Source organism: Acidiphilium sp. AL, from assembly GCF_025499445.1.
GTDB lineage: Bacteria > Pseudomonadota > Alphaproteobacteria > Acetobacterales > Acetobacteraceae > Acidiphilium > Acidiphilium iwatense.
In genome coordinates this window covers 163,118-176,716 of record NZ_JAIMBZ010000005.1, presented here as the reverse complement: position 1 = coordinate 176,716, position 13,599 = coordinate 163,118, and the positions used below count along the sequence as shown (strand labels likewise).

The following is a 13,599-nucleotide window of genomic DNA, read 5'->3' as shown; positions in this document are numbered from 1 at the left end:
TATGTTGCCCGCATGATGGTGGCCAGCGCGGGATTTGGTCAAGGGAAGCGCGCCATTATGCCGCCCCGCCAACGAATAAATTTTTACGAATATGCGGTCAGCCTCGGAATCGGGCGTTTGCACCAGCGGAATGTGCTGGTAACCCTCCCGCCGATGCCGATCCTGCCCTCGCCGATCGAACTGGTCACCGCCCGCCTGCCCGCCCGTCACCGCGCAGCGGGCGGTGAATTCCTGCGTTTCGGCCTGGTCGGCGCCTTCGGCTTCTCCCTCGACGTCGCGGTGGTCTATGCCCTCAACCCCTGGATCGGCCTGTATGCCGCCGGCATGGTCGCGTATTTCGTGGCGGCGAGTGCGAACTGGGCGCTCAACCGGGTGTGGACGTTCCGCGGCCGCGCGCATCGCGCCGCCCATACGCAATGGATGCGCTTCCTCGCGGTGAACCTGTTCGGGTTCATGCTCAACCGTGGCGCGTATTCGGCGTTGATCGCGGCATTCGTCCTGCCCCGGCATTATCCGGTCCTGGCCGTGGCGGCCGGCGCCGCGACAGGGTTTCTGGTCAATTTTCTGCTTTCCCGGCGCGTTGTTTTCGGTTAACAACGATTAAACCTTGGGTTGCATTCCGCAAGCCCAAGGTGGAACCGAAACGCCATGCCCCAGACCGCGATGCTGACGCCGGGCCTCGATCTGATCCAGAAACCGCGCGCGCCGAGCCGGCGCACCGGCACGGCTCGCCGCAAAGCCCCGTTCGCGGCACTGCATGGCGTTCCTCTGCTGGCGATCGCCGATCTCGCCGCCGGGCTCGCCGCGCCCCGCCTCGCCAGCCTGATCGCCGGACCGGCGCCGACCCTTGCGCAGGGGCTTGGCAACTGGATCGGCTTCGCGACCGCGACCGTCGTGGCGATGCTGCTGTGCGGGCTCTACGGCATCGCGCCCGCGCGCGCGCCGCTCGATCACGCGTGGCCGATCCTGCGCGCCCTGATCGCGGCACACGCGGCCTTGCTGCTACGCTTCGCGCTGATCCGCGCCGCGCCCGCAACCCCGCCGCTCGCCGGCTCGATCGGCTGGGCGGCGACCGGCTTCGGCCTGGCAGCGATTCTGGTGCTCGGCGAACGCCTGGCGATCGCCGCCTGGTGGCGGCGCGACGGACCGCGCGGCACCGCCGCCCTGGTGACCACCGGTCCCTGCGACCGAAGCCTGCGCGATCGGCTCGACCGGCTGGCCGGGTATCGGCTGGGTTATCTGTTCGCCTGGGGCACGCCGCAGGCGGCGGGGCTGCGCCTGATCGCCGATGTCGCGACATTCGAGGCGATGATCCGCGCCGGGCGGATCGACGACATCGTGGTATTCACCCGCCGGACCGACGATGAAGCCGCGCGCGCTAAAATCGACGCGCTGCTCGCCCGGCTCGCCGATCAGCCGGTGCGGGTGCGTCTCGCCTTCGACGCGGTTGCCGAAATCGGCGCCGGCGGCGTCGCGACCGGCCAAAGCCTGCGCATGGTCACGGTATTGGATCGGCCGATCCCGCCTTTGGCGACGCTATATAAACGGCTGGCCGACCTCGTTCTGGGGTCGCTGCTGCTGGCCCTCCTCGCTCCGATAATGGCGCTGATCGCGATCGCGCTCCGCGCGACCGGCCCGGTGCTGTTCCGCCAGCGCCGGATCGGGCTCGATGGCACGCCCTTCACCGTACTCAAATTCCGCACCATGCGCGCCGCCGCGTCGAAGGGCGCCATTCTCCAGGCGCGGCGCGGCGATCCGCGCGTCACGAGGCTTGGTGTGATGCTGCGCCGCCTGTCGCTCGATGAACTGCCGCAGATTTTCAACGTGCTGCGCGGCGAGATGTCGCTGGTCGGGCCACGGCCCCATGCGCCGCAAACCAGCACGGGCTCGTTCACCTTTGAGGCGGCGATCGCGTTCTACGGCGTACGTCACCGGGTCAAGCCGGGGCTGACCGGCCTCGCCCAGGTGCGCGGGTTGCGCGGCCCCACCGAGCGGCCCGAGATGATCGCCGCGCGCGTCGCCGCCGATCTCGACTATATCGAGCACTGGTCGCCCTGGCTCGACCTCGCGATCTTGCTGCGAACGGTGCCGGCGGTGCTCGGCGGCCGCAATGCATATTGACGCGCGGGCCGAACGGCGGATCGGTCTTGTTTCACTGCGACCGCGCATCGCGGTCATCATCCCCTGCCACAACGAGGCCGCCACGATCGCCGGCGTGGTGGCCGATTTCCAGACCGCCCTGCCGGACGCGCGGATCGTGGTGTTCGACAACCGCTCGACCGACGCGACCGCCGCCCGTGCCGAGGCCAGCGGCGCCGAGCTGCACCGCGAGGCGCTGCGCGGTAAGGGTCACGTGGTGCGTCGCGCTTTCGCCGATATCGAGGCGGATTTCTATGTGCTGGTCGATGGCGACGGCACCTATGATGCCTCGGCAGCACCCGCGCTGATCGAGCGGATGCGCGCCGAACGGCTCGACATGATCGTCGCCGCGCGGATCGCCGAGAATGACGCCGCCTATCGGAGTTTTCACCGCCTCGGCAACCGCGCGATCACCGCGCTGGTGCGGGCCTTGTTCGGCGACCGGGTGAGTGATCTGCTGTCCGGCTACCGGGTGTTCTCGCGCCGCTTCGTCAAATCCTTCCCGGTGCTGGCGCGCGGCTTCGAGATCGAGACGGAACTGACGGTCCATGCCCTCGAACTCGACCTGCCGATCGCGGAGCGCAAGCTGCCGTATCGCCCGCGCCGCGCAGGATCGGAATCGAAGCTGAATACCTGGGCGGATGGGTTGCGCATCGGGCGCATGATCCTGACGCTCCTGCGCGATCAGAAACCGCTGGCGTTTTTCGGCGCGATCGGCTTCGTGCTGGCGTTTGCGGGACTGGCGCTCGCCGCCCCGGTGGTGATGACCTATCTCGCGACCGGGCTGGTGCCGCGCCTGCCGACGGCGGTGCTCGCCACCGGGATCGAACTGGTCGCGTTCTCCGCCTTCGTCTGCGGGCTGATCCTCGATTCGGTCGCACGCGGACGCAAACAGGCGAAACGCCTTGCCTATCTGACGATTCCGGCCTTCGGGGAATGACCGCGCCGGTTCTGCTGGCGGGCTCGCCGCCGCCGGAGCATGACTACGATGCGGATATCGTTATTCTCAGCCATCATCGTACCGTCGAAACCATCGCGGCGATCCGATCGGCCTCGGCGCAGATCGGCTGCGATCACCATGTCATCGTGCTGGATCAGGACTCGCCCCCCGAGATGCGCGCGGCGCTGATCGGGACGGTCGTGGCGCTCGACCGGGTTTCGCTCTACGCGATCGAGGCGAATCTCGGCGTGCCCGGCGGGCGCAACCTCGCGACGTCTTTGGGACGGGGACGCGCGATCATCGGGCTTGACAATGACGCGGTGTTTGCCGGGCCGCGCGTCGCCGCAAGCGCCGCCGCGCGCCTTGCCGCAGATTCGTCGCTCGCTGCCATCGGGTTTCGGATTCTCGCCGCCGACGGCGTATCGCTGGATGCGACAAGCTGGGGCTATCCGAAAATTTTACTCCCCCGCGCGGAGGCGGTCTTCGCGGCAAAAACCTTCGTCGGCTGCGGCCACGCGCTGTCGCGGCACTGCTTCGAAACACTCGACGGCTATGACGCGTCGTTGTTTTTCTGCTGGGAAGAATATGAATTCTCGCGCCGTGCAATCGGCGCCGGCTGGCGCATCGAACATCACGGCGATCTCGCGGTGATCCATGCTGTCTCGCCCGAGGCGCGGGTGGAATGGCACGGCGAACGCTGGCGCTATTTCGTGCGCAACCGGCTGCTGATCGCCCATGACCGGCGCGGCGTGATCGGCATGATTCCGCGCACTTGCCTCTATCTCGCGCGCGGACTGCGTGCCGGGCGATTGACGGCGACGATCGCGGCCATCGCGGAAGCCGTGCGCCTTGCCCGCACGCGCCGGCGAGACGGCAACTTGAAGGTTAGCGCCGATGCCAGCGGGGCGGCCATGCCGGTACCCACGGTCGCGCACCCTGCACTATCCGGTCGGTGCTCACCGCGATTCGCGCCCCCCTGAACCGCAACGCGATCGCGCCGTCGCGCCACACGCCGAACCGATCGACGATCACGCGCCCCGGTTTGCGGCATGCGCCGCGCAGCGGGCGCGGCGACACCACGACCCGCGCATCGCCGCAGCCGTCCCGCGCCGCCGCGCGATCAGCGAGATACAGCACGCGGCCATGATCGAAACCACAACGCCCGTTATCGCAAACCGCGCGGGCACGACCCGCGCGTACCCGCTCACCGGCCCAGACCGGCCGCCATTGGCTCAGGGTGAAATGGTCCACCCGCCCCGCCTCGACGATGCGCACCACGCCGCCAACACGTACACCGATCAGATTGGCTTTCGGCGAGACCAGCACATCCGGCGATCGGGTCAGCGCTGCTGCGATCAACCCGGCCGCGATCGACACCAATCCCACAAAACGCAGCCGCGACCGCAGCAATCCGAGCGCCGCCAACCCGAGCGCGATGAGAGCGACAGCCATGCCGGGAATCGGGCGGATCTCGATCAGCGCGTGCGGCAGGCCATCGACGAAGCGGGCAACGTCCAGAATGAGGCCAATGCTCCAGCCCATCGGCACCAGAGCGATCCGTTCCAGATGAAACGGCATCAGCACCAGCGCGGCCATGCCGAGCGGCAGCACGATCAGCGCGGTCAGCGGCACCGCGGCGAGGTTAGCGAGCACGTAATACGGCTCGATCTGCTGGAAATGATAGGCGGCAAACGGCATCGAGGCACCGCCCGCGAGCAGCGAGGTGAAGCCGAGTGCCGCGACATGGCGCAGCAACCGCGCGTGCCATGTGTCACCGCCGACCGAAAATCGCCGTCCCACCGCCTCGTAGCCGGCGATCAAGGCGAGCACGGCGGAAAAACTCATCTGAAAACTCGGCCCCGGCACCGCATCCGGCTCGATCAGCATCAGCGCCAGCGCCGCCAGCGCCAGCCCGCGCAGCGACAGAGCACGCCGCCCGGCGATGATGCCGGCGAGCACCAGCACCGCCATCGCCAGGCTGCGCAGGATCGGTACGTGAAAACCCGTCAGTGCCGCATAGATCGCGCCGCCCAGAAACGCCACGATCGAGGCGATGATCTTCGCCGGCACGCGCAGGAGCAGAAATTCGGAAAACCCAACAAGAAAGCGCGTCAATGCGAACAGCGTCGCCATCACGATGCCGATATGCAGACCGGCCACGGCGAGCAGATGCGCGAGCCCTGCGGTGACGAAATCCTGCCGTTCGGCGGGTGGAATGCTCTGCTCAAAACCGGTGAGCAGGGTCGCCGCGACCGAACCGGTTTCGATCGGCAAATCCGCCAGCACGCGCGCCGCGATCGCCTCGCGCAAACGCCGCAGCGCGCCGCGCCAGCCGGGTGCCGCACGGGCCGTAACGTCGAGCTTCGAGAGCGCAAATCCCACCGCGCCCAGCCCGGCGAAATACTGGTCGCGCCCGAAATTCCAGCCGCCCGGATAAGCGGGGCGCGACGGGGCAAACAGCAGCGCACGCACCCGAATTGTGTCGCCCGATTCGACCGGCGTGGCATCGCCGCGATGCAGCTTCACCCGAACCGCCCTTGCCTGCGGAACGCCGCCATTCAGGGTCGGATGGGCGATGCGGATGCGCCGCCCGGTCGGCAACAGATCGACCGAGGCGACGCGGCCGGCGATCGTCACCGCGTGATACGGCACGTTCATCAGCGGCGGAAGCGATGCCGCCCGCCATTGAGCACGGCCGAAACCGATCGTCGCGGCCAGGAACAGCGCCGCGACGGCTCGCGGCACCCTCCAGCGCCAGGCGATGGCGAAACAGGTGAATGCGGCGATAACGACGCCGATCGTCAGGGTATGAGACGGTTCGCGCGTCAGATCGAAATAAATGAGAATCCCGGCGCCCATCGCCACCGGCAGGAACAGGAACAGCCTTCCGCGCTCCGCGCCGAGCAGCGCGTGCCAGCCCGCCGCCAGGCGTTCGGCGAAGGGCGCCGCGCGAAACGTGACAATCGGGCCTGCATCCACGAGAAACCTCAACCTGTGATTGCAACACCCTACTCGCCCGCAACACAACGGCAAAGCGAAAACTAGGGTGTGTATCCAATGGCGGCGTGAGCCGCCATTGGATACACACCCTAACGGAGCGAAACGATGGCCAGCACCAGGGTCAGTCCCGCGATCGCCGCGGTTGCATGAGCGGCGACCACAAACCCGGCTGGCCGACGACCGCGCCACGCCATGCCGGCCATACTCAAGCCGAGGCACAGGGCAACGCCGAGCAGGATTTCGGCTCCGATGCCAAAACCTCCGAGCCCCATGGACGCGATCGGTCGGTGCCGACCAAGGACGACGATGAGTGCTGCAAAACCCGCGGCACCGATCGCACCATGGATCATTTTGGCGATCCAGACCCAGGCGAAGCCGCTCCCGGCCATTTCCGTCCCGCGCAAATGACCGATCGCCAGACACCCCCCGAACAGGGCGGCGACCGTCAGGGTAGCGAACACAATGGTCATCATCGGGGCAGAATGCCGTCCTTGCCGTTCGGATCAAGACACGAGATCGCGCGTTTCGCTTCGCAACACTTCGCAACCGGCGAAACGGCTATGGGTCGCACATGGACAGCGAAACCGCCCACGCCATGATCCGCTTCGGATTCGGCACTGCGCCAGACCAGCCGCCACCTGCCGATGCGAAAGCGTGGCTCCATGCGCAGCTCAAAGATCCCGATCCGGCCCTTGCCGACCCGAGCTTCGCCGGCCTGCCCGGTGGTGCGTCAGCCCTCGCCGCGCGGCGCGACGATTTTAGAGAACGCAAGCGCATCCTCGCGGAGGGTAACCCGCTCAAGGGCAATTTCAAGCCGCGATCCCGCGCGATTTTTCTGCGCGAGGCCAAAACCCAGCTTGATTGGACGGTCAGCACCTCCGCACCGTTCCGCGAGCGGCTCGTGTGGTTCTGGGCCAATCATTTCACCACCTCGATCCGCCAAGGCGGCATCCAGCCGCTGGTCGGTGCCTTCATGCGCGAGGCGATCCGCCCGCACGTGACCGGAAAATTCACCGACATGGTGCTCGCCGCCGAGCGCCATCCGGCGATGCTGCTCTATCTGTCCAACGCGTTCTCGGTGGGGCCGGACAGCCGGGTCGGGCTGCACACCCGTCGCGGGCTGAACGAGAATCTCGGCCGCGAATGCATGGAACTCCACACCGTCAGCCTGCGCGCGCATTACACCCAGGCGGACGTGACCAGCATGGCCAAGCTGCTCACCGGCTGGTCGATCAACCCGGCGAAACAGCCGACCGGCTTCATGTTCCGCCCGTTCGCCCATGAACTCGGCCCGCAGACCGTGCTGGGCCGGCGCTTCCCGCCCGGCGAGCAGGGCGGGTTCGATGCGCTGAAATTCCTGTCCACCCATCCCTCGACCTGGCAATCGCTCGCGACCAAGCTCGCCCGGCATTTCTGCTCCGATAACCCGCCGCAGAGTGCGGTTGACAAATTGACATCGGTGCTGGCCGACACGCAGGGCGATCTCGGCACCACGTCGGCCGCGTTAGTGGACATGCCGGAAGCCTGGACGCCATTGACCAAGGTGAAAGCCCCATTCGATTACGTTATTTCACTCCTGCGCGCTTCCAGCATGACGACCATGCCGGCCGGATTCTATCTCGGCAGCCTGCGCAAGCTCGGCCAGCCGCTCTGGGCGGCCCCTTTGCCCAATGGTTGGTCCGATTACGGTGCGGACTGGACCGGATCGGATGCGGTGCTCGCCCGTATCGATTTCGGCTATACGATCGCCGCGCGCAATCATCGCGCCGCGCCGATGGATATCGCCCAAGCTGCGCTCGGACCGCTGCTGCGCCCGGCGACCGCGACCGCGATCGGCACCGCCGGCTCGCCGCGCGAAGCCCTGGCGATGCTGTTCTCAGCACCCGAATTCCAACGGAGATAAGGTGATGCCGATCGCGCTGACCCGCCGTGCAAGCCTGCTGGGGCTCGCCACCATCGCCGCCGCCGGACGCGCCCGGCTTGCCCTTGCGTCGGCGCCGACCGAGCAGCGCTTCGTCGTCGTCCTGCTGCGCGGCGCGCTGGACGGCATGGCCGCGGTGGTGCCCTATGGCGATGCCAATCTTGCGCGCCTGCGCGCGCCGCTGATTCCGGCAAAGGATGCACTGCTCGATCTCGGTGGATTCTTCGCGTTTCATTCGGCTCTCACGAACCTGCACAGGCTATATCGGAAGGGCGATGTGCTGCCGGTCCATGCGATCGCCGGGCCGTACCGCACGCGCAGCCATTTCGAGGCGCAGGATTTACTGCAAACCGGCGTCGATCAGGCCGGCATCACCTCGGGTTGGCTGAACCGGCTGATTGCCGAATTGCCGGCGGGCGGTGTCGCCGGGCGCGGGCTCGCCATCGGCATGGGAATGCCGCTTCTGCTGCGCGGGGCGGCGCGTGTCGGCTCCTACGCGCCCGCCGGTTTCGCCAAGCCCTCGCCCGATCTCTATGCGCATATCGCCGCGCTGAACCGGCCCGATCCGGTATTCGGCCCGGCGATTGTCGAAGGGCTGCGCTCGGCGCATCTCGACCACGCGACCCTCGATAACGCGACGATGGATGAATCGGGCAGCGTGCCGCACGGCTACGGGTTTCCCGTGCTCGCCCGCGCCACCGGCGCGCTGCTCGCGGCCAAGGGCGGTCCGCGCATCGCCGCGTTCCAGCTCGAAGGCTGGGACACCCACGGCAATCAAGTGGCGCTGCTGCACGAACCGCTCGCAGATCTCGATGCCGGAATCGCCGCCCTGCGCATCTCCCTCGGCCCGGCTTGGCAAACCACCACAATCCTGATCATCACCGAATTCGGCCGCACAGCGCGGATCAATGGCACACAAGGCACCGACCACGGCACCGCGACAGTGGCCTTCCTCGCCGGCGGGCTTGTCGCGGGCGGCCGCGTGCGCGCGACCTGGCCCGGTCTTGCCGATCGGCAATTGTTCCAGAACCGCGACCTCGCCCCCACCGCCGATATCCGCAGCCTCGCCAAGGGCGTGATCGCAGCCCAGTTCGGCCTTGATGCGGCGGCGCTGGCACGGGTGTTCCCGAACAGCGCCGACGCCGCACCGATGACAGGACTGCTCCGGGCTTAACGATCCCGCCTTCGCCGCTGCTGGGCCGTGATCGCGCGCCAGTGCCTGTGCTGGGCGGCTTCGGCACGCTTGCGTGGGCCGCTGGTTCCGCGATTTCTCATCCCGACGGATATTCGGAGCCGGCGGTGGCCAAGACCAGCCATTCCAACCCTAAATTGCGCAATAGGCCTTGCCTTGAGCCGAGCGTACATTCTACCGATGCAAAAAAATCGCTTCCAAATCGACCTTTCGAAGACTACCCTCCTCCAACCGGGCGGATTGCAGTTCTGACCGGAAAATGCCGGATGTTTTGCTGGCACGCTGCCGCCCCCCGAGACAGTTGCCCACAACCCAGAAGGGAGGCGTTCTCATGCGATTTCTGGTCAAGATTTCGTTTCCGGTCGAGACGGCCAATGCAGCCATAAAGAAGAATGGCTTGGCGGTGATCCGGCAGATTCTCGAACAGCAGAAACCGGAAGCCGCCTACTTCATCGCCGATGGCGGCCAGCGTACCGCCGTCCTGATCGTCGACATCGCCGCCGCCTCGGACATCCCGGCACTCGCCGAGCCATGGTTTCTGGCGCTGAACGCCAGCATCGAAGCAGTGCCAGCGATGACGCCCGAGGATCTCGAAAAGGCCGGACCGGCGATCGAGCAGGCGGTGAAGACGTACGGATAAGCCCCCGGCGCCGACGCCGCACCGATGACAGGACTTCTTCGCGCTTAACGATCCCGCTTTCGCCGCTGGGAAACCGCGATCGACCTCCAATGGCGGCGCCGTGCCGCCTCGGCGCGTTTGTCGCCGCGGCGTTCCAGCCATGCCAGTTCCCGGTTCAGCTTGGCGAAATCGCGCAACCGCCGCTCGCCGAGCGTGCCAGCCCCGATCGCGGCCTGCACCGCACATCCCGGCTCGTTTTCGTGCCGGCAATCGGTAAACCGGCAGGATTGTGCCAGTTCCGCGATATCGGCGAAGGCGTCGTCCAGTCCCTCGGCCTGCCATTGGGTGATCGCGCGGATGCCGGGCGTATCCAGCACCATGCCGCCGCCGGAGAGCAAAATCAGGTCGCGGCTGGTGGTGGTGTGCCGGCCGCGCCCGTTGATGTCGGTGATCTGGGTCGCCTGACGGTCCGTGCCCAACAAGCGGTTGGCCAAACTCGATTTGCCCACCCCTGACGAGCCGACCAGAAGTGCCGTCTGCCCCGGCGCGATCAGCACGCGCAAGGCATCGATGCCCTCGCCGGTCGCGTTCGACACCGGATGCACGGTAACGCCGGGCGCTTCGACGGCAAGTTGGTCGATCATCGGGCCGGCCATGCCGAGATCGGTCTTGGTCAGCACCACGAACGGCACCGCGCCGCTGCCCCAGGCGGCACCGAGCAGCCGTTCGAGCCGGCGCACACTGAAATCGGCATCCGCCCCGGTGACGATGAACACGTAATCCATGTTGGCGGCGACGATCTGCTCGCCCTTCGCGACATCGATGCGGGTGAGATCGCCCACCGCGCGGGCGAACTTGGTGCGGCGCGGCAGCACCGCATCGATCGTGGCAGCACCGCCCACGATACGCGCGGCGACGAAATCGCCGGTTATCGGCAGGCCTGACTCGTCCGCCTGATGGCGCAGCCGGCCGGAGACGGTGGCGGAGACAACACCGCCGGCCCAGGCCATTCGGTAATGGTCGCGATGATGGGCGACGATGCGTCCGGGGATGGTTTCAGAGTCGAAATTGGTCGTAAAATGCCGGGCGAGCGCGTCGCTCCACCCGAGATGGCCGAGTTCGTCCATGACGATTCAGGCTCCGTTCGAGAGCTATGGAAAACGGGCCTGAAAACTCTGCGGCGAAAACCGGTGAAAAATCAGGCGCGTGCGGATGCGACGGCAAATCCGTCGCCGGGGTGATGCACAATCGCTGTCATGGTCACCTCCATCGGCCTGAGTGCGAGAATTCTATACTGGAGGATTCCGATGGTATTGTCGAGATCATTCGATAATCTGATGGAACTGCGTGTAGTCGATCGCAAAACTGCCATCTGGTGCGCGGTCGAAAATATCGGCGAAATGCACGCCGAATCGGACATCGCCGGCGCCATAGGCATTGCGCGCGACCACGGTGGCCAGCAGCGTGTCGTCGAGGCCGGTCAGCACGCAGAGAAAAATCATATTGCCCTGCTGCATCGCCGCGAGATCGACCCCGAACAGTGGGCTTGCCTCGGTGATCCGGTGCATCACCGTCCACGACAAGGCGAAAGCGGGCGAATACGCGCGTTCCAGCGCGAGGTCGATCAGCCGGCGCATGGTGTTGCCGTCCTCGTCCTCCTCGTCGCGCAGCAGCGTCACGCTGATCCGCGCATCGGTGAGCAGGTTGCGCCGCTGGTTGGCGACGCGGAACATCAGGGTCGGCACGCCCTGATAGGGATGCACGACGGCGATGCGCGAGAAGATCACCCGCGCCTGCGGGCGCGACAGGCGCGCGAACAACAGGCCGGTGGCAAGCGCCGTGGCCAGCAGGCCGAAAATGATCTCGATACTCGCAACGGAATTGGCGAGGACCGATTTCGGATACAGCGCGCCATAACCGGTCGTCGAAAACGTCTGCACCGAAAAGAATACGCCGTCGCCGAAATCGCCCGGCCGCGCGCCGGCGACGCCGCCGATGATGGTATAGATCGTGCCGAAAACCAGGTTGATCAGAACGATGGTCGCGGCCATCAGCCCGAGCAGGGCCGAAAGCCGCATCGTCATCAGCACGTGGAACAGGTCGCCGAAGCCCTGGCGCGCCAGGCCGCGCCGCTCGATACGCCGAAGCTGTTCGGCGGAAAACGGCGCCAGAGGCTTGCTCCGGCGCCGCCGTCTTGGTTTCGCTGTCAGGATTGCTGCCGGCGGAGGAAAGCCGGAATGTCGATCCCGATTTCCTCGTTTTGCGCGAGACGCACCGCCGGGCGCGGCTCGGGCTGCTGGATATGCGCGGGCTGCGTGTGCGGCATCGGCGCCTGCTGGTGCTGATGCATCGCCGGCGCGGGTGGCTGATAATGCGGCGCCGCCGGCTCCTGCGGCATAACATAGGCCGGTTGGGCGACCGCGCGCGGCTGCGGCTGCGGTTCGACCGGCTGCGGCGCCGCGGCATTGCGGAACCCCTGGGTCATCCGGCTGAACAGGCTGCCCTTGCGCGCGGGTTCGGCGGCCGGGGCGCGCACCGGCTCGCGATACGCCGCCGGCGCGGAGATCGGCGTGCGCATCACCGGTTCGGCCGGCGCCGTCACCGGTCCCTGCTGCAGCGGTTGTTGCAGCAGACCCTGGGGCGGCATCGGGTGATGCGATACCACATTGAGCATCGGCGGCTGTTGCGGCGCCTGTGCTGTGCTCATGCCGGCCACCGCGTCGATCATCGCATTGCCGCCGCCCACCGCGACCAGCTTCGGCCGCTCGGCCTGTGCCGGGCTCGCCGTGTCGATGCCGGTCGCGACGACGGAGATTCGCACACGGCCGCCCAGATTGTCATCGAGCGCCATGCCGACCATGATGTTCGCGTCCTCGTCCACTTCCTCACGGATGCGGTTCGCCGCCTGATCCAGTTCGAACAGCGTGAGGTCCGAGCCGCCGGTGATGTTGATCAGCAGCCCGCGCGCGCCCTTCATGTTGGTGTCTTCGAGCAGTGGGTTGGAAATCGCCGCCTCGGCGGCGCGGATCGCGCGATCCTCGCCATCGGCCTCGCCGGTGCCCATCATCGCCTTGCCCATTTCGGACATCACCGAGCGGATATCGGCGTAGTCGAGATTGACCATGCCCGGCACCACCATCAGGTCGGTCACGCCGCGCACCCCCATGTAGAGCACATGGTCGGCCATCTCGAAGGCTTCCTTCCAGCCGGTGCGCTCGTTCGCCACCTTGAACAGGTTCTGGTTCGGAATGACGATCAGGGTATCGACGTAGCTCTGCAATTCGTTGATGCCGTCCTCGGCCGATTTCAGCCGGCGCTTGCCTTCGAAGGCGAACGGCTTGGTGACCACACCGACGGTCAGGATGCCGCGTTCGCGCGCCATCCGCGCGATCACCGGCGCCGCCCCCGTGCCGGTGCCGCCGCCCATGCCGGCGGTGATGAACACCATGTGCGCGCCGTCGAGATGCCGGGCGAGATCGTCGGCGGCTTCCTCGGCCGAGGCCTTGCCGATTTCCGGCCGCCCGCCCGCGCCATTGCCCTGGGTGATGTGCGGCCCGAGCTGGATGCGCCGCTCGGCGCGCGAGAGCAGCAATTGCTGCGCATCGGTGTTGGCGACGACAAAATCCACCCCCGGAAGGTTGAGCGCGATCATGTTATTGACCGCGTTCGTGCCGCCGCCGCCCACGCCGATCACGGTGATCCTTGGGGTGAAGTCGGTATGGCTGGTCTTCTGGATCGTCAGGTTGAGGGTCATGACAGCGTCTCCTTGCAGGCGAGCGTGAAGCGTT

Annotated in this window: 12 protein-coding genes; 7 read left to right on the top strand and 5 right to left on the bottom strand. The window is 66.8% G+C overall.

What is annotated here, in order from left to right; all coding sequences use genetic code 11:
* The 4 genes from AiwAL_RS06125 to AiwAL_RS06110 all read left to right on the top strand — a co-directional run.
* The coding region (locus AiwAL_RS06125; RefSeq protein ID WP_262312314.1) for a GtrA family protein at positions 1–594 on the top strand (594 nt) is incomplete at its 5' end.
* 54 nt (positions 595–648) lie between these two features.
* The gene (locus AiwAL_RS06120) at positions 649–2,121 is read left to right on the top strand and encodes an exopolysaccharide biosynthesis polyprenyl glycosylphosphotransferase (RefSeq protein ID WP_262312313.1); all 1,473 of its coding nucleotides are present in this window, start codon (positions 649–651) and stop codon (positions 2,119–2,121) included.
* Positions 2,111–3,079 (top strand): glycosyltransferase, encoded by a 969-nt coding sequence (locus tag AiwAL_RS06115; RefSeq protein WP_262312312.1) that lies wholly within the window; start codon positions 2,111–2,113, stop codon positions 3,077–3,079. Before AiwAL_RS06120 ends, AiwAL_RS06115 begins: the two co-directional genes overlap by 11 nt.
* Positions 3,076–4,059 carry a glycosyltransferase family 2 protein gene (locus tag AiwAL_RS06110; RefSeq protein WP_235706134.1) on the top strand — a complete coding sequence of 328 codons (984 nt, stop codon included), beginning with the start codon at positions 3,076–3,078 and terminating at the stop codon, positions 4,057–4,059. Before AiwAL_RS06115 ends, AiwAL_RS06110 begins: the two co-directional genes overlap by 4 nt.
* Here the strand turns inward: AiwAL_RS06110 and AiwAL_RS06105 are convergent.
* On the bottom strand, positions 3,965–6,058 hold the full coding sequence (locus tag AiwAL_RS06105) for a ComEC/Rec2 family competence protein (RefSeq protein ID WP_262312311.1): 2,094 nt from the start codon (positions 6,056–6,058) through the stop codon (positions 3,965–3,967). The genes AiwAL_RS06110 and AiwAL_RS06105 overlap by 95 nt on opposite strands.
* Positions 6,059–6,168: 110 nt before the next feature.
* On the bottom strand, positions 6,169–6,552 hold the full coding sequence (locus tag AiwAL_RS06100) for a hypothetical protein (protein ID WP_235702768.1): 384 nt from the start codon (positions 6,550–6,552) through the stop codon (positions 6,169–6,171).
* Between the two features lie 98 nt (positions 6,553–6,650).
* Here AiwAL_RS06100 and AiwAL_RS06095 point away from each other — a divergent pair, with 98 nt between their 5' ends.
* From AiwAL_RS06095 to AiwAL_RS06085, 3 genes are all read left to right on the top strand, one after another.
* Positions 6,651–7,982 (top strand): DUF1800 family protein, encoded by a 1,332-nt coding sequence (locus AiwAL_RS06095; protein WP_262312310.1) that lies wholly within the window; start codon positions 6,651–6,653, stop codon positions 7,980–7,982.
* A gap of 10 nt (positions 7,983–7,992) precedes the next feature.
* Positions 7,993–9,174, top strand: a complete 1,182-nt coding sequence (locus AiwAL_RS06090) for a DUF1501 domain-containing protein (protein WP_407932509.1) — start codon at positions 7,993–7,995, stop codon at positions 9,172–9,174.
* A 349-nt stretch (positions 9,175–9,523) separates the two neighbouring features.
* Positions 9,524–9,832, top strand: a complete 309-nt coding sequence (locus tag AiwAL_RS06085) for a DUF3303 family protein (protein WP_235702771.1) — start codon at positions 9,524–9,526, stop codon at positions 9,830–9,832.
* 44 nt (positions 9,833–9,876) lie between these two features.
* Here AiwAL_RS06085 and rsgA read toward each other — a convergent pair whose 3' ends face one another.
* The 3 genes from rsgA to ftsZ form a co-directional block, all read right to left on the bottom strand.
* Positions 9,877–10,938 (bottom strand): ribosome small subunit-dependent GTPase A, encoded by a 1,062-nt coding sequence (gene rsgA / locus AiwAL_RS06080; protein ID WP_235702772.1) that lies wholly within the window; start codon positions 10,936–10,938, stop codon positions 9,877–9,879.
* Positions 10,939–11,133: 195 nt separating this feature from the next.
* Positions 11,134–11,895: an ion channel gene (locus tag AiwAL_RS06075; RefSeq protein ID WP_235702931.1), complete on the bottom strand. Its 762-nt coding sequence runs from the start codon at positions 11,893–11,895 to the stop codon at positions 11,134–11,136.
* A gap of 122 nt (positions 11,896–12,017) precedes the next feature.
* Positions 12,018–13,565 (bottom strand): cell division protein FtsZ, encoded by a 1,548-nt coding sequence (ftsZ, locus tag AiwAL_RS06070; RefSeq protein ID WP_235702773.1) that lies wholly within the window; start codon positions 13,563–13,565, stop codon positions 12,018–12,020.
* Positions 13,566–13,599 lie beyond the last annotated feature (34 nt).